Origin of the sequence: Paraburkholderia sp. MM5482-R2 (assembly GCF_050436125.1) — a bacterium.
Taxonomy (GTDB): Bacteria; Pseudomonadota; Gammaproteobacteria; order Burkholderiales; family Burkholderiaceae; genus Paraburkholderia; species Paraburkholderia tuberum.
In genome coordinates this window covers 3,470,966-3,485,883 of the sequence record NZ_JBNDLP010000002.1, presented here as the reverse complement: position 1 = coordinate 3,485,883, position 14,918 = coordinate 3,470,966, and the positions used below count along the sequence as shown (strand labels likewise).

The 14,918-nt window shown below is 62.9% G+C and carries 12 protein-coding genes, 1 tRNA gene, 2 pseudogenes and 1 riboswitch; of the genes and pseudogenes, 7 read left to right on the top strand and 8 right to left on the bottom strand.

The annotated features are described in order from the left end of the window. Positions 1-35 precede the first annotated feature (35 nt). Positions 36-1,067, top strand: coding sequence for an AI-2E family transporter (locus tag OKW37_RS18840; RefSeq protein WP_429509892.1), 1,032 nt, complete (start codon positions 36-38; stop codon positions 1,065-1,067). A 195-nt stretch (positions 1,068-1,262) separates the two neighbouring features. Here the strand turns inward: OKW37_RS18840 and OKW37_RS18835 are convergent, their stop codons facing one another. After that, positions 1,263-1,946, bottom strand: coding sequence for an ureidoglycolate lyase (locus OKW37_RS18835; RefSeq protein ID WP_429404765.1), 684 nt, complete (start codon positions 1,944-1,946; stop codon positions 1,263-1,265). Positions 1,947-2,460: 514 nt separating this feature from the next. On the opposite strand from OKW37_RS18835, the gene OKW37_RS18830 reads away from it, so the two are divergent. Further along, a complete protein-coding gene (locus tag OKW37_RS18830) occupies positions 2,461-3,666 on the top strand; it encodes a hypothetical protein (protein ID WP_429404767.1) in 1,206 nt (401 codons plus the stop codon). 309 nt (positions 3,667-3,975) lie between these two features. Here the strand turns inward: OKW37_RS18830 and OKW37_RS18825 are convergent, their stop codons facing one another. Continuing rightward, positions 3,976-4,638 carry a LysR substrate-binding domain-containing protein gene (locus tag OKW37_RS18825; RefSeq protein WP_429404769.1) on the bottom strand — a complete coding sequence of 221 codons (663 nt, stop codon included), beginning with the start codon at positions 4,636-4,638 and terminating at the stop codon, positions 3,976-3,978. 65 nt (positions 4,639-4,703) lie between these two features. On the opposite strand from OKW37_RS18825, the pseudogene OKW37_RS18820 reads away from it, so the two are divergent. Then, positions 4,704-5,243: pseudogene (locus OKW37_RS18820) on the top strand (short chain dehydrogenase); the annotation flags it as partial. 832 nt (positions 5,244-6,075) lie between these two features. On the opposite strand, the gene OKW37_RS18815 reads toward OKW37_RS18820, so the two are convergent. The 5 genes and pseudogenes from OKW37_RS18815 to pepN form a co-directional block, all read right to left on the bottom strand. After that, positions 6,076-6,151: transfer RNA gene (locus tag OKW37_RS18815), tRNA-Thr, on the bottom strand. Positions 6,152-6,225: 74 nt separating this feature from the next. Beyond that, positions 6,226-7,242: a class 1 fructose-bisphosphatase gene (locus OKW37_RS18810; RefSeq protein WP_184027398.1), complete on the bottom strand. Its 1,017-nt coding sequence runs from the start codon at positions 7,240-7,242 to the stop codon at positions 6,226-6,228. 85 nt (positions 7,243-7,327) lie between these two features. Beyond that, complete coding sequence (locus OKW37_RS18805) at positions 7,328-7,780, bottom strand: HigA family addiction module antitoxin (protein ID WP_429404771.1); 453 nt, start codon at positions 7,778-7,780, stop codon at positions 7,328-7,330. A gap of 16 nt (positions 7,781-7,796) precedes the next feature. Continuing rightward, a pseudogene (locus tag OKW37_RS18800) lies at positions 7,797-7,907 on the bottom strand (type II toxin-antitoxin system RelE/ParE family toxin); the annotation flags it as partial. 217 nt (positions 7,908-8,124) lie between these two features. Beyond that, positions 8,125-10,821, bottom strand: a complete 2,697-nt coding sequence (pepN, locus tag OKW37_RS18795) for an aminopeptidase N (protein WP_429404773.1) — start codon at positions 10,819-10,821, stop codon at positions 8,125-8,127. A 333-nt stretch (positions 10,822-11,154) separates the two neighbouring features. On the opposite strand from pepN, the gene OKW37_RS18790 reads away from it, so the two are divergent. Then, positions 11,155-11,847 carry a DUF4136 domain-containing protein gene (locus OKW37_RS18790; RefSeq protein ID WP_184068756.1) on the top strand — a complete coding sequence of 231 codons (693 nt, stop codon included), beginning with the start codon at positions 11,155-11,157 and terminating at the stop codon, positions 11,845-11,847. A gap of 1 nt (position 11,848) precedes the next feature. Here OKW37_RS18790 and OKW37_RS18785 read toward each other — a convergent pair whose 3' ends face one another. Beyond that, positions 11,849-12,421, bottom strand: coding sequence for a TMEM165/GDT1 family protein (locus OKW37_RS18785; RefSeq protein ID WP_184068752.1), 573 nt, complete (start codon positions 12,419-12,421; stop codon positions 11,849-11,851). Positions 12,422-12,431: 10 nt separating this feature from the next. Then, positions 12,432-12,645, bottom strand: a riboswitch (yybP-ykoY riboswitch). Positions 12,646-13,139: 494 nt separating this feature from the next. On the opposite strand from OKW37_RS18785, the gene OKW37_RS18780 reads away from it, so the two are divergent. The 3 genes from OKW37_RS18780 to OKW37_RS18770 are packed head-to-tail and all read left to right on the top strand — an operon-like array spanning position 13,140 to position 14,917. Further along, the gene (locus OKW37_RS18780; protein WP_429404775.1) at positions 13,140-13,865 is read left to right on the top strand and encodes a beta-ketoacyl synthase chain length factor; all 726 of its coding nucleotides are present in this window, start codon (positions 13,140-13,142) and stop codon (positions 13,863-13,865) included. Continuing rightward, entirely contained in the window at positions 13,849-14,643 is a 795-nt protein-coding gene (locus OKW37_RS18775; protein ID WP_429404777.1) for a lysophospholipid acyltransferase family protein, read from the top strand. Before OKW37_RS18780 ends, OKW37_RS18775 begins: the two co-directional genes overlap by 17 nt. After that, positions 14,618-14,917: a phosphopantetheine-binding protein gene (locus OKW37_RS18770; protein ID WP_090801395.1), complete on the top strand. Its 300-nt coding sequence runs from the start codon at positions 14,618-14,620 to the stop codon at positions 14,915-14,917. The genes OKW37_RS18775 and OKW37_RS18770 overlap by 26 nt, the downstream gene beginning before the upstream one ends. Position 14,918 lies beyond the last annotated feature (1 nt).

Below are 14,918 nucleotides of genomic sequence, written 5' to 3'. Positions count from 1 at the left end.
CAACCCGCCAGGCAGCGCTGCTCGCGAGGAAACGCATGGACCCGGGCCTGCTGAAATGCACATGTGCGGCCGTGCTCGCCACACTGCTCGGGTGGGGACTGTATGTCGGCCGCCCCGTGCTGGTGCCAATTGCGTTCGGCATCATCGCGACGTACGTGGTCTTCGGTCTTGCCAACCTGCTGCGCCGCATTCCCTACCTCGGTGCACGCCTGCGGGACGGCCTGCGCCACGCGATCGCTGCGACGCTGATGCTCTTCACGGTCTACCTGTCGGTCGACCTGCTGCTGTCCGACAGGGACCGGCTGATGGCCGTCGCGCCGAAGTACGAGGCGACGCTGCTCGTACTGTTTACGAAGTTCGCCGCGCTGCTGCACATCGAAACGGAGGCCAACTGGGCTGCGATCCGCCGCGACCTGTTAGCGAGCGTCAACGTGCAGGCGATCATAACCGCCACGCTGTCGTCGGTGTCGTCGCTGCTCGCGGCGATCATCGTCGTGCTGCTTTATGCGACGTTCTTTCTCATCGAGCACGCGAAATATCGCCGCAAGCTCGTGAACTTCGCGGGCGACTCGACGCGGATCGTGTCGGTAATCGACGAGATCAACTCGAAGATCGGCGTCTATCTCGCGATGAAGACCCTGCTCGGCGCGATCCTTGGCATCGCGAGCTGGGCCTGCATGCGGCTCGTCGGACTCGAATTCGCGGGGCTTTGGGCGGTGCTGGCCGGCCTACTGAACTTCATCCCGTATGCGGGCTCGTGGATCTCGGTCGCGGTGCCGACGCTGCTCGCCGCGCTGCAGTTCGGCCAGTGGAACGCGGCGATCGTGCTGTTCATCTCGCTCACGCTCGCGAACTTCGTGGTCGGCCATCTCCTCGAACCCGTGGCTGATGGGCGGCTCACTGAACCTGAGCCCGCGGTGATCCTGATCAGTCTGGCGGTGTGGTCGTCGATCTGGGGCATCGCGGGCGCCTTCCTCGCAGTGCCGATCACCGTCGGCCTGGTCATTGCGTTTTCCACGTTCGAATCGACACGTCGTTTCGCAGTTCTCCTGACGAACGATGACTAACGTTGTTGGCCTGTCGGTGACGTCCGTTAATTTCAGGGATACTTCGTGCGCGTGGCGCGCGCCTCATCACTCTCATAAAGGGATGCGATACTGGCGAACCGAGGACGTATGTCCGCTGGACCTTTAGATGGGGACGCTGGCGCCCGTTATGCGATGGCCAACCGCTTCGGGTCGGGAGCCGGTGTTCCCTTCGCGCTACAGCTGTAGGCCGCCGCCTCGAAGGGGTTGGGCGTCGCGGGCAATCGGTGCCTCGAGGAGACAACCAAACTCGCGGGCAAAGTCGACGGAGACGCGCGCGTGGACGGCACCCTGCTTGTCAAAGAACCGCTGAGTTCCTTCGAGAGTGAACACACCTTCATGCCAGATGTTTGGATGGATGTAGAGGCCCTGCTGTCCATCAAAGCGAAAGCACACGAACTTCTCTGGCGCTATGTCGTCCCCGGGCAGCGCCAAGGGAACGTAGAACGGGCGATGGTCGAGAGGAAAGAACAGTTGTCCACCGTCTGGGTGGTAGTTCGCGTGCCAAAGCAACATGCGCTCCGGTACATCGGTGTTGTCGTCACGGGCTGCTTCAGGCTCCACTGCGTACGCAAGGATGTAGTTGCCGCCCACAGCCTCGTTTCGACCGTACAGAATGTCCCCGCGCCATTCGCTCACAAATGTGCCTTCGGTCGTGCCTGCCTCATCACCGGTTCCAGGGTCAACGGGCCTTGCACCCACTGCCGGCCACTGCACAATCTCGATCGAACACTCGCTCGGGTCTGCTACAAGCCTGCCGAATCCATCAAGCGTTGTGGGGGTCGCATCGACCACGGGCATTGACACGCGCCGAAGGCCAGAAGGAAGGCTGGGATTGAGGTAATCGATTTCTTGGGTCATTGCGGCAGTCTACAGGAGTAGAACGTACCGACTGCCGATGGTCGAACAAAGAGTTTGACCGCCGCTTGTCCACGTGGAAACGGCCACTGGCGCAACGTCGGACCTGACGTCGGAAGTGGGTCGAGTGCAGCCCGTCGCGGCCATCAGGCGGCGCGATGGCAAGAGTATGAAGTCTGATGGTTCAGCACTTTGGCCACCGAAACTTCAATGCTCAAACCAGCTGGCCATAAGAACGTAACTCGGCGGCGAAGTCCAGCGTTTTCCGTGCGTTCGAGTCTAGCCAAGCTTGCCCAAGCCCAGCTATTTCCGTTTCCCAACAGCACGGCAAATTGTGTCCGTCCTGAAGGGAGGAGCCTAAACATTTATTTGCTTTTCGAAACGCACTACTAAGATGAAGTGTTGGGCGGTTTGGCGGCTTTCGGGCTTGCTTTCCTGGTCGCAACATCCTGCGTTCCGCGACAACGACTTTTTCTGAATAGTCGTGACAATTCGGTGACACCGAAGAGGAGGATGTATGTCACACGGAACGCAGACCTGTCCGAGCATCGCGGTCATGTTGCGCGGCCTTTACGCACTACTGCTGATCGCAATAGCGCACCCCGCCGCAGCGCAGATCATCAGCACCTTCGCCGGCCCCGGTCTCGGCGGCGTGGGCGCGCCCGGAATCCAGGCCGAAGCCATCACGGCGGACCGATGGGGAAACATATATACAGCCGAACCGACATATCGCGTTGTTCGACGCATCGATCACAAAAACGGAACGGTGACTATCATTGCCGGCACCGGGCAAGAAGGCTATAGCGGCGACGGCGGCCCTGCGACGCAGGCCATGCTCGACTATCCGACAGGGGTTGCGCTTGACAGGGCAGGGAACGTATTCATTGCCGAACCGTTCGCCCATGTAGTGCGAAAGGTCGATCGGGACACCGGCGTCATTACCACGGTTGCTGGCCCGGGTGCTCCCGACGTGCCCAATCGCGGCGACGGTGGGCCGGCCACGCAAGCAACCATGTATGCAAACGATGTCGCCGTGAATCGGGAAGGCGATCTGTACATTGCCGATTCGGCGGTCGGCCGCATCCGGCGCGTGGACCATCAAACAGGAATTATCTCGACCGTCGTCGACCTGGGCAACACCTACATCGTGACCATGGCCTTCGACCCGCACGGCGGCCTATACTTGGTCGATCCCGCTCCGCCAAATGTCGTCCGATTTGACGCAAGAACTGGAGTTGTCGCCAAGGTAGCCGGCGCGGGGGGCTCCTGCCAGGAGGTTGGGAGCCCGGCGTGCTACAACGGAGATGGCATTCTGGCGACCGACGCGTTTTTGAACTTCCCGACGCACATCGCATTCGACTGTGCGGGCAACCTGACGATCAGCGATACCTTCAACTTCCGCGTGCGCCAGGTGGATAGGCAAACCGGCATCATCACGACGATTGCCGGCAACGGGCAGGACTCTTACGGCGGCGACGGCGGCCTTGCCACTCAAGCTAGCATAGGTGGTGGTCCCAGGGGGCTCGCGTTTGGACCCGAGGGGGATCTGTTCTTTGCTGAAGCTGAGGGGAGCTCGGGGTACATTCGCAAGGTAAGTGGCCTGCCGAAAGCCGGGCGCCGCTGCGAAGAACGTGATGAGGACCGCGACGGCGGCGATGCGGGGCGCCGCAGTGATCGCACCGATCGGAAAGATGGCGGTGCGTTGCTTCCATGGTGGTGGTGACACCGCTTTCGTTACGCCAGTATCGCGCGCGCAGATGATCGCGCGCGCGCCTGCGCCGGATGCTGAAAAGACGAGGGCAGCCTGCTGGCCAGCAGGCTGCTTTGGACCACCCGGCGTCGTTCAGAGATTCACATGACAGTTCCACTCGGTAAGCGGTCATTCGCTCGCCGAGGCCGCCTCATACTTTATGGTGCTGAGGCGAGCGCAAGTTGCGTCTCTGAAAACTGATGTCTACGTTCTAGCCTTGGGCCTCTGTCAGCCGAAGCGGAGCACTATTTTTCGTGCGCGCAATACGCTGGAAAAAGAACGCTAGGACGTTTCTCGCTCTGCCACATGCTCGAGCAAATGCGCAACAAAGCGTGTGAGCTTCGGCAGCGGTCGCCGGTCGCGGCGATAGACGATATGGATAGGGTGTGGCTTGGGCAAGTAGGCTTGCAGCACCTGCACCAACGTCCCGCTTGCCAGATCGTTGGCCACCAAGACCTCCGGCTGCAGCAGCAATCCTGCACCTGCGATGGCGGCGTTGCGTAGGCCGTTTCCATCATTGCATGTGAACACTGGCTCCGTCGAAAAGTGCGGACTATCCCAGCCTCCGAGCTTCCAGCCGTTACGGCTATGCCACATCGTGTGAGACAGGCAGTGATGCGCGCTCAAGTCCAGCGGCGTCTCTGGACGCCCGTGTTGAGCGAGATAGCCCGGCGACGCACAGATGACCATGCGATACATGGTCAACGGTTTTGCAATCAGGTCGGCATCGCCCAATTCACCAATGCGGATCGCCAGATCGAAACCCTCGTCAATAAGGTCGACGTTGCGATTGTTCAATTCCAATTCGACGCGCACAAGCGGATACATCTGCTGGAAAGTCGCCGCCAAAGGAGCGACGACACACGCACCAAAGGTGGTTGGGGCACTCACGCGCAACGTGCCGGATGGCGATGCGCGCAACCGTTCGATCGACGTCTCGGCCATACGCACCTGTTCAAGCGCACGCTTGGCGTCTTCGCAAAAAACGCGACCAGCATCAGTCAGGCTCTGGCAAACACGAAATTATTCGCGTCGGTCGCACCCAAGGTGACTATCAGGTTGACATCACCAGTGATGACAACGTGGGCGCGTTGTTCAAGAAGATCGGACAGATCGACGCCATCATTGCTGCCGCAGGTAATGTAATTCTGGCTCCAATCGAAAAGATGACAGCAGCCGACTTCAACAAAGGCTTGCAGGACAAGCTGCTAAGTCAGGTGCGCGTCGCGCTCGTTGGTCAGCATTACCTGAACGCCGGCGGGTCAATCACGCTGACCTCTGGCATCGCTGTCGATGATCCGATTGCGCAGGGTTCCAATGCCGCAGCGTCGAATGCTGGGATTGAAGGGTTCGTGCGTGCCGCTGCGTGCGATTTTCCACGGGGCATCCGTATCAATGCCGTTAGCCCGACATTGCTGACGGAATCTATGGACCGGTTTGGTCCGTTCTTTCCCGGCTACGAAAGCGTGCCGGCGACACGTGTGGCAATGGCCTATCGACGCAGCGTGGAGGGCGTGCATAGCGGCCGCGTATATCGGGTTGGTCATTGAAGTAAAGGGCTCGCGGCACTTTGTGGTGCGCCTCAACTGCCACGACAACACCAAAAACAAACTGAGAGGGCAGACGCGATTGATGCCCGCCAAACGTCGATCTGTCCGGTTGAGCTGTACTTCATCGCCGGGCGCTGAAAAGTCTCAGGATCAAATCTGACCGTTTCGCCGTTACGTACGTAAACGTCCGAATCTTGACGGCACCCCGATCTCGTGAAACGCAAACGAATCCTTGTTGGCGATGGCGGCTGACCGCCCCTGTCTGCTGCTGTTGCCGCGCAAATTCATCCCTCGAATGGCCGCTATACTTCAAACGGGCCACAAGGGTCGCGCGATGGCGACCGGCAGCAGTGGGTCGGCTACGGGAGTTGGCGGGGATGCTGCGGCGCAACCGCAGCAACGCAGGTCGACCGTCCGGGCCCGGCCCTTTCGGCCGTTCGACACGGTGGGCTGGATTGTCAACAATGCGTTCTGGAACGCATTAGCGAGGCGATCTATCGCTTCCTCTGACGCCTCGATCGCTTTTTCTGGCTTGACCGGATACCGCTTCGCAGCGATGTAGTCTCCGCGTCATAGCCATTTCAAGCAATTGAAAAGCTCCCATGCCAAGAACCGTTCACCGTAGCGAAAAACAGTCATATCGCATTCCGTTGCTACGAGGCGCGGTGACGCTCTGGACTCGAGGTACAAATCCCGATTCACAATCTCGACAAAGGGCTGCTCTATTGTAAGTTCCGTCTTGGGGGACGTGAAATGCCTACGCAGCGCCTACACAGACGCCAGAAAACAAAAAGCCCAGTCGCGAGGACTGGGCTTTTTGCTTGAAACTTGATGGTGCCGGAAAGAGGAATCGAACCCCCGACCTTCGCATTACGAATGCGCTGCTCTACCGTCTGAGCTATTCCGGCATCAGGAGAAACGAAATTATAGGGACTACTTTAGTGCCTTGACAAGCCCCTTGAGGCATTTTTTTCTTTCGAGATCACTTCTTCGCTTCGAGGTGATAGCGGGTCACGCGATCGACCTCGTTCTTCGAGCCGAGGAACACCGCGACGCGCTCGTGCAGGCTCTTCGGCTGGATGTCGAGAATGCGCTTCTCGCCGTTGGTTGCGGCGCCGCCCGCCTGCTCGACGATGAACGCCATCGGATTCGCTTCGTACATCAGGCGCAGCTTGCCCGGCTTGTCCGGCGTGCGCTTGTCGGCCGGGTACATGAAGATGCCGCCGCGACTCAGGATGCGATGCACGTCGGAGACCATCGACGCGATCCAGCGCATGTTGAAGTCGGCCTGACGCGAACCTTCCTTGCCCGCTTTCAGCTCGCCGATGTATTGCTGAACCGGCGGATACCAGTGGCGTTCGTTCGACGCGTTGATCGCGTACTCGCGCGTTTCGACGGGAATGCGCATGTCGCTTTGCGTGAGCACCCACGAGCCGAGCTCGCGATCGAGCGTGAAGCAGTTCACGCCGTTACCAGTGGTCAGCACGAGCACCGTTTGCGGGCCGTACACCGCATAGCCCGCGGCGACCTGCTGCGTGCCCGGCTGCAGGAACGATTGCTCGGTGGCCTGATGGCCGTCCGGGCAGCGCAGCACCGAGAAGATCGTACCGATCGACACGTTCACGTCGATATTCGACGAGCCGTCGAGCGGATCGAACACGAGCAGATATTCGCCCTTCGGATAGTTGGCCGGAATCGGGAAGAATTGTTCCATTTCCTCGGAGGCCATGCCCGCGAGGTTGCCGCCCCATTCGTTCGCCTCGAGCAGAATTTCGTTCGAGAGGATGTCGAGCTTCTTCTGCACTTCGCCCTGGACGTTTTCGCTGCCCGCCGAGCCGAGCGCATCGCCGAGCGCGCCCTTGCTGACGTGGTAGCTGATCGCCTTGCACGCGCGCGCGACGACTTCGATCAGCAGGCGCAGGTCGGCGGGCAGGTTGTTGGTTTCGCGCTGCTGCTCGATCAGGTACTTCGTGAGAGTGGTACGACGTTGCAAAGACATTGCTGTACTCCGGAAGGCTAGAAGAATGATGGGATTTTAACCGCTCGTTTGTGTCGGCTCCGTGCTTTTGGTTGCACGGCCGGCTTCAGGTCTTGCGGCGCGCCTTGGCCGAGACGGTGCCGCTGACGCTGGCCGCGAGGGCCGCGGCCCGGGCGTGTCCGGCCGGCACGCGGGGCAGTTTCGGGCGCTCGGCGCGCGGCATCGGTTCGATTTCCCGTTCGATCTGCTCGCCGGCGGCGGCGGTGGCGACGCGCAGGTCGAAGGCGATTTGCAGATTGAGCCAGAACTGCGCGCTGGCGCCGAAGTAGCGCTCGAGCCGCAGCGCGGTATCGGCGGAGATTGCGCGGCGGCCGCGCACGACGTCGTTGATGCGCGGCGCCGGCACCCGCAGCGCGAGCGCGAGCGCGTTGACGGACATGCCGAGCGGCTCGAGGAACTCGCTGCGCAGAATTTCGCCCGGATGGATCTCGGCAATGGCCGCGCCCGTATCGATGTCGGAGAAATCGATGCTGTTGAGCGCGGAGCGTTTGATGACCATGTCGGTCTCCCAGTAGTCAGTGATAGTCGATGATCTCGACATTCAGCGCGTCCTCGCCGACGAAGGGAAAACAGATGCGCCACTGCGCATTGATGCGGATGCTCCATTGCCCGCTGCGCTGGCCTTGTCTGCGAACGTCGTGATCATCGAATCGTATAACGTACCGCGTTAAATGTAAACCATCAAACCTGTAAGTATACTTTCTGCCCGGCGAGGCCCGATGAACAGTCGGCCAAACGGCTAACGGCGCGACACGAGCGCGTGAACGCAGCTGAAAACAACGCGAAAAAAAAGCCGGCAACGCGTGCCGGCTTTCCGATGTGACTCGGGAACTCAGAGAGGCATCACGCCAACGCCTTCTCGACGATCTCGCGCACGTCGCGCGACTTGACCTGTGCGGCCACTTTCTCGAGCGCCGCGCGCATGCTGTCGCGCAGCGCCGGCGTGAAGCGTCGCCACAGTTCGAGCGAGCGCGCGAGGCGCGCGGCCACCTGCGGATTGAGCGCGTCGAGCGCGATCACCTGCTCGGCCCAGAATGCGTAGCCGGAGCCATCTGCCGCGTGGAACTGCGCGGGGTTCGCCGCGCAGAAGCTGAAAATCAGCGAACGCGCCCGGTTCGGGTTCTTCAGGTTGAAGGCCGGATGCGTCATCAGCTTGCGCACCGTATCGATCACCGGATGTCGTGCGCCGCCGCGCTGGGTGGCCTGCAACGCGAACCATTTGTCGATGACGAGCGGCTCCTTCTCGAAGCGTCGATAGAAGTCGTCGAGCGCGTGCTGCGCCTCGGGGCTGCCGCCTTGCGGCGCGGCCGCGTTGAGCAGTGCCGACAGCGCGGCGGCGCGGTCGGTCATGTTGTTCGCGGTTTCATATTGCGCGGCCGCGAGACGCACGGCGTCCGCCGAGTCGTCGAGTTCGGTCAGATACGACAGCGCCAGATTCTTCAGCGCGCGATGACCGGCGGCCTCGGGCGTCGTTTCATAGGCGCCCGGCGTGCGATGCTGCTCGTAGACCTTCAGCCAGTCGTCACGCAGCGCATTCGCGAGGCGCTTGCGCACGAACTGCCGTGCCGCGTGCACCGCGGCCGGATTCGATTCGGCCATCTGCTCGGCCAGATACGCTTCGGACGGCAGCATCAGTGCGAGCTCGCGGAACGCCGGCGACAGCGTCTCGTCGGTCAAAACGCGCGCGAACGCGGCGACCACCGAGTCGTCGAACTGCAGCGCCGCGCCCGTGGCCGCGCGCGCGGCCAGCGCGAGCAACTCGCGCGTGGCAAGCCGCTGGCCGGCTTCCCAGCGGTTGAACGGATCGCTGTCGTGCGCGAGCAGGAACGCGAGCTGTTCGCCCGTGTAGTCGTATTCGACGATCACCGGCGCCGAGAAATTGCGTAGCAGCGACGGCAGCGGTTCCTGCCCGACGTTGACGAACGTGAAGGTCTGCTCGGTCTGCGTGAATTCGAGCACGCGCGTGGTCGACTCCGACGCCTTCGGCTCGCCGTCGAGCTGCAGCGGCAGATCGCGGCCGTCCTTGCCGATCAGACCGATCGCGAACGGAATCAGCAGCGGCCCCTTCTGCGTTTCGCGCGCGGCCGGCACGGCATCGCCGTAGCCCTGGCGCAGTGTCACGCTGTAGCGCTGCTGCGCGGCGTCGTAGCGCGTGCGCACCGACACGCGCGGCGTGCCGGCCTGGCTATACCAGCGCTCGAACTGCGCGAGGTCGCGGCCGTTCGCGTCGGCGAGCGCGTGACGGAAGTCGTCGCAGGTCACGGCCTGGCCGTCGTGACGCTTGAAGTACAGGTCCATGCCGTTGCGAAAGCCGTCGCGGCCGAACAGCGTCTGATACATCCGCACGACTTCCGAGCCTTTCTCGTAGACGGTCATCGTGTAGAAGTTGTTGATCTCGACGTAGCTTTCCGGGCGCACCGGATGCGCCATCGGGCCCGCGTCCTCGGCGAACTGCATCTGGCGCAGCACCCGCACGTCCTCGATGCGCTTGGTCGCGCGCGCGGCTTCGTCGGTGGCGCCGCCCGCCATGTCGGCCGAGAACTCCTGATCGCGGAACACCGTCAGGCCTTCCTTCAGGCTCAGCTGGAACCAGTCGCGGCAGGTCACGCGATTGCCGGTCCAGTTGTGGAAGTACTCGTGGCCGACCACCGCCTCGATGTTCGAGAAGTCGGTGTCGGTGGCCGTTTCGGGGTTCGCGAGCACGTACTTCGTGTTGAAGATGTTGAGCCCCTTGTTCTCCATCGCGCCCATGTTGAAGTCGCTGACCGCGACGATCATGAAGCGGTCCAGATCGAGCTCGAGCCCGAAGCGCTGTTCGTCCCAGCGGATCGAGTGGATCAGCGAATCCATCGCGTGACGGGTCTTGTCGAGATCGTGCGGCTCGACCCAGACCTGCAGCAGCTTTTCCTTGCCTGAGCCGGTCTTCACGCGTTCTTCGAGCGCGACGAGCTTGCCCGCGACGAGCGCGAACAGATAGCTCGGCTTCCTGAACGGGTCTTCCCAGCGCGCGAAATGGCGGCCGTCGGGCAACTCGCCTTGTTCCAGAAGATTGCCGTTCGACAGCAGCACCGGATAGTCGGCCTTGCTCGCGCGCAGCGTGACCGTGAAGCTCGCCATCACGTCGGGGCGGTCGAGGAAATAGGTGATGCGGCGAAAGCCCTCGGCCTCGCACTGCGTGAAGAAGTTGCCGCTCGACACGTACAGCCCCGACAGCGTGGTGTTTTCCGCGGGATTGCAGATGCTGGTGAGGGTCAGCTCGAAGCTGTCCGGCACGTCGTCGAGCAGCAGGCCGTGCTCGTGGGGGTGCGCGTTCGGGAATGGCTTGCCGTCGATCGCGGCGCTGACGAACTCCAGTTGCTCGCCCATCAGTTCGAGATGCGCGGCGCGCGACGCATCCGGGTTGCGGCGAACACGCATCGTGTTCCTGACGACCGTGCGTTCGGGGACCAGATCGAACTCGAGCGCGACGGTGTCGATCAGGAAGGCGGGCGGCGCGTAATCGGCGCGGCGGATCAGATTGGGCGTTGCGGTATCGGCCATGGCGTTCTGTGGTGGTGTACTCGAGCGGTCGGGCGCGCAAACGGCGCGCAAGCCGGGCTTGGTCGACTCATTGTACAAAGCCTCGGGCAATCGTGCGGAAGGGAAGGGGGCCGAGTCTCGGCGCCGGGTAGCGCTGCCGCTTTCGACGGACAGGGGAAGAACCTTTTACCGGCTGGCGAGGTCAGCGTATTATCGGGCGCCGCGCGTGGCGGAGCGCCGGCATCGTCCGCCGGGCAGCGGATCGCGCGACGGAATAATCTCGAGTGAAGCAGAGTTTCAACTGAAGCAGAATAGATGCAATCAGATGCAATCAGAGGCATCACGAGGCAGACCATGAACATCGATCGATGGACCCGCCGCGTCGCGCTGCTGTTCGTCGCGCTGGCGGCGCTGCTGTCCGGCTGCACGACCTACGTGACCACGCAGGTCACGGCGTTCTCGGACTGGAGCGGAAGCGACGCGACGCGCACCTATGCGTTCACGCGGCACGAGGATCAGAAGAACAATCTCGAACTGAGCGCGTACGAGCGGATCGTCGCGAACGAGCTCGCCTTGCATGCGTTCCGCGAAGTCTCGCACGACGACGCGCGCTATCTGGTCGAGCTCGCCTATGGCATCCGCTCGGACATCGTGACCGTCGCGCAGCCGGTCTACTACAACCCGTGGCCCGGTCCTTACTGGGGCCGGCCGTTCGATACGTGGGGACCGTGGGGGCCTTTCCCGGCGACGTACGTGAACCAGAGCTATCCGGTGTTCACGCATCTGCTCGGCATCCGGATCACCGAGCGCGCGAGCGGCCGGGAGGTCTACAACGTCACGGCGCGCAGTGTCGGCGAGGAGTCGTCGCTGGTGCGGGCAATGCCATATCTGGCGCGTAGCGCGCTGGCTGATTTCCCGCTGGCCAACGGCGCGGTGCACACCGTGAAGATTCCGCTCGGCGGTGGCGGCGCGGACGCCAACGAAGTGTCGCTGCCGGCGGCCATGCCCCCCGCGGGCGCGGCGTCGGCGCCGAAGGCCGCGCAGTAGCTCAGACCCCGACCCCGAACAACGCCATCGCGCCCAGCACGACGAACATCACCGCGGCGATGCCGTGCACGAGCCTGGTCGGCAGGCGATGCGCGAAGCGGTCGCCGAGCAGGATCGCCGGCACGTTCGCGATCATCATGCCGAGCGTCGTGCCGCCCACCACGCCGAAGAAATCGTGAAAGCGCGCGGCGAGGGCGACCGTCGCAATCTGCGTCTTGTCGCCCATCTCCGCGAGGAAGAACGTGACGACCGTCGCGCCGAACACCCCGAAGTGCGTGCGGTTCGTGTTGGCTTCCTCTTCGTCGAGCTTGTCGGGCACGAGAATCCACAGCCCCATGCCGATAAACGACGCCGCCAGCGCCCAGCGCATGATGGTCGGCGTCAGCATCGAGCCGAGCCACGCGCCGAGCGCGCCGGCTCCTGCGTGATTGATCAGCGTCGCCGTGAGCACGCCGATAATGATCGGCACGGGCTTGCGATAGCGCGCGGCCAGCACGAGCGATAGCAGTTGCGTCTTGTCGCCGATCTCGGCGAGCGCGACCGCTCCGGTCGAAATCAGAAAAGCTTGATTCACGTTGAATGGATTCCTCGGGCCGAAGATGAACGAGCGACGACCCACGACACGCCGGGCCCTGTTGCGGCGCGTGTGGATCATCGGTCTCGCCAGGCCAGAGGCTGCGACTGCCATGGCCGTGCAGGCCAAGTCTGTTGACAGGCGCCCCCGCGAACCACACGTGCGACGCACCGGCGAAGCGGTGCGGACGTGCCGCGGGGCGGCTACTCCCCAATGAGGGCCGGAGTATAGCAGGCGCGGGCGCATCGTTGCCACGAATGTTGTTTGCACGGACGACGCGGCGTCGGTGTTTTCGCTCTGCGGTGCATTCGAAGAAAGACGAATGAAAGGTTTTTCGGCGGTTCCGGCGGCGTTGTCGCGCCAGCGCCGACGCACGAGATCGCCTTCCGGTGCGTCGGCGCGGCCGGTCTTGTCAAATCGTCTAACAATGTGTTGCGTGACAGGCGCGGATACAGATGGATACGTCTTTCCTCGCCGATCTGATTCAAAATACCCGGTACTATTCGGCCACAAAAGGAGCCCGAGCCGCTATCCACTACACCGATTGTCAGGGGCGCCTGACAAATCGGGCCCGATCGCCGGTGCTGCATTCCCTGACAGGCAGACTGGTCGGTCCCGGGCTGGAACTTCCCGATCCGCGCGGCGGCGCTCGCCGTGACGGCTGTGTATTCCGTCAGGCGCTTGAGCCCCTTCCCCGTTTCCACGCGCGAACACCAATATGCCCGATCTGCACTGGACCATTCCGGTCGGTCGCTGGTCTAGCTGGCCGGCTACCTCGTCTGCCGCACCCGATATCGGCTTCATCGAGCCGATCGTGCGGCGGCGTCTCAGCACGCTGTCCAAGCTGGCGCTCAAGGTCGCGCACGACTGCGTCGCGCAGGAACCCGCGCGCGTGGTGTTCGCTTCGCGGCACGGGGAGTTGCGGCGTACCACCGACATCCTGCGCAGCATCAGCGCCGGCGAGCCGGTATCGCCGACCGCCTTCAGCCTGTCGGTGTTGAACGCGATGACCGGCGTGTTCGGGATTGCGCGCGGCGACCGCTCGGCCGCGAGCGCGGTATCGGCTGGAGCGCAGACGCTCGGCTATGCGCTGCTCGAAGCGTACGCGCAATACGCGACGCAACCGGATGCGCCGGTGCTGCTCGTATATGCCGACGAACCGGCCGATCTCGCGTACGGCACGATCGAAGACGAAGTGCACGGCGGTGCGATCGCGATATTGCTCGACAAACATGCGTCGGCTGGGCAGGTTGTTTGCTCTTTGACCCGCGCTGACGAGGAGGTAGCCGAGCAACGCGGCGACCCGCGATCCGCGTTGAGCGACGCCCCGAGCTTTCCGACCCAGAGCCAGGCGCTGCTGCACTGCCTCGAAACCGGCCGGCCCGCGCGCTGGCAGCGCGCGGGCGCGCTGTGGCACTGGAGGTGGGATGAGCGCGCGGCTTGATTACGCGTGGCGTTTTTGCGCGACTGGCCTTGCTTTCGTCGCGTTCGGCGTGTGCGGCGTGCTGTTTTCGGTACTCGTGTTTCCGCTCGCGTGGCTGTGGCCGCATCGCGCGTCGCGGCAGCGCGCGGTGACCGTCGTGATTCACCGGTTTTTCCGCGCGCTCGTCGCGGTGCTGCGCGGTCTCGGCGTGATGGAACTCGAAGTGTCCGGCGTCGGGGCGTTGTGCGCGGGCGGGCCGGCGATCGTCGTCGCGAATCACCCGACTTACCTCGACGTGATGGTTCTGCTGTCGTTGACGCCGCGCGCGTGCTGCGTCGTGAAGCACGCGCACTGGCACAACCCGTGTTTCTGGGGCATCGTGCGCGCGGCCGAATACGTGAGCAACGCGGACGCGATCGCGCTCGTCGAGGCCGGCGCGAAGCAGCTCGCGGCCGGCTATACGATGATCATTTTTCCGGAAGGCACGCGCAGCCCGGCGCCGAACCGGCTGCACGCGTTCTCGCGCGGATTCGCGCACATGGCGCTGAAGGCCGGCGCGCCGATCGTGCCGGTATTGATGGATTGCGATCCGCCCGCGTTCACGCGGCAGATGCGCTGGTACGACGTGCCGGCGCGCGCTTTCCGGATGCGCGTGAACGTGCTCGCGCCGCTTGGCGTCGCCGAGCTGGCCGCGCATGACACCACCGCGGCCATCGCGGCGCGCAGCGTGACGAATGCCGTAGAAGCCCACATTACCCAGCACCTGTTCGACTATGGATTCTTTAAAACTGGAAATTAAAAAGCTTCTGATCGAAGCCCTCGATCTCGAAGACCTGAGCCCCGCCGATATCGACGACGACGCCCCGTTGTTCGGTTCCGACGGCATCGGTCTCGATTCGATCGACGCGCTCGAAATCGGCATCGTGCTGCGCAAACAATACCAATTGACCATTGTGGCGAACGACGAACGCACGCGCGAGCACTTTCGCTCGATCAACACGCTTGCCGCGTTGGTCGAGAGTCAGCGCGAAGCGGCGCACGCTGCGAACGAAACCGCAAGGAAGGGAGTTTAAT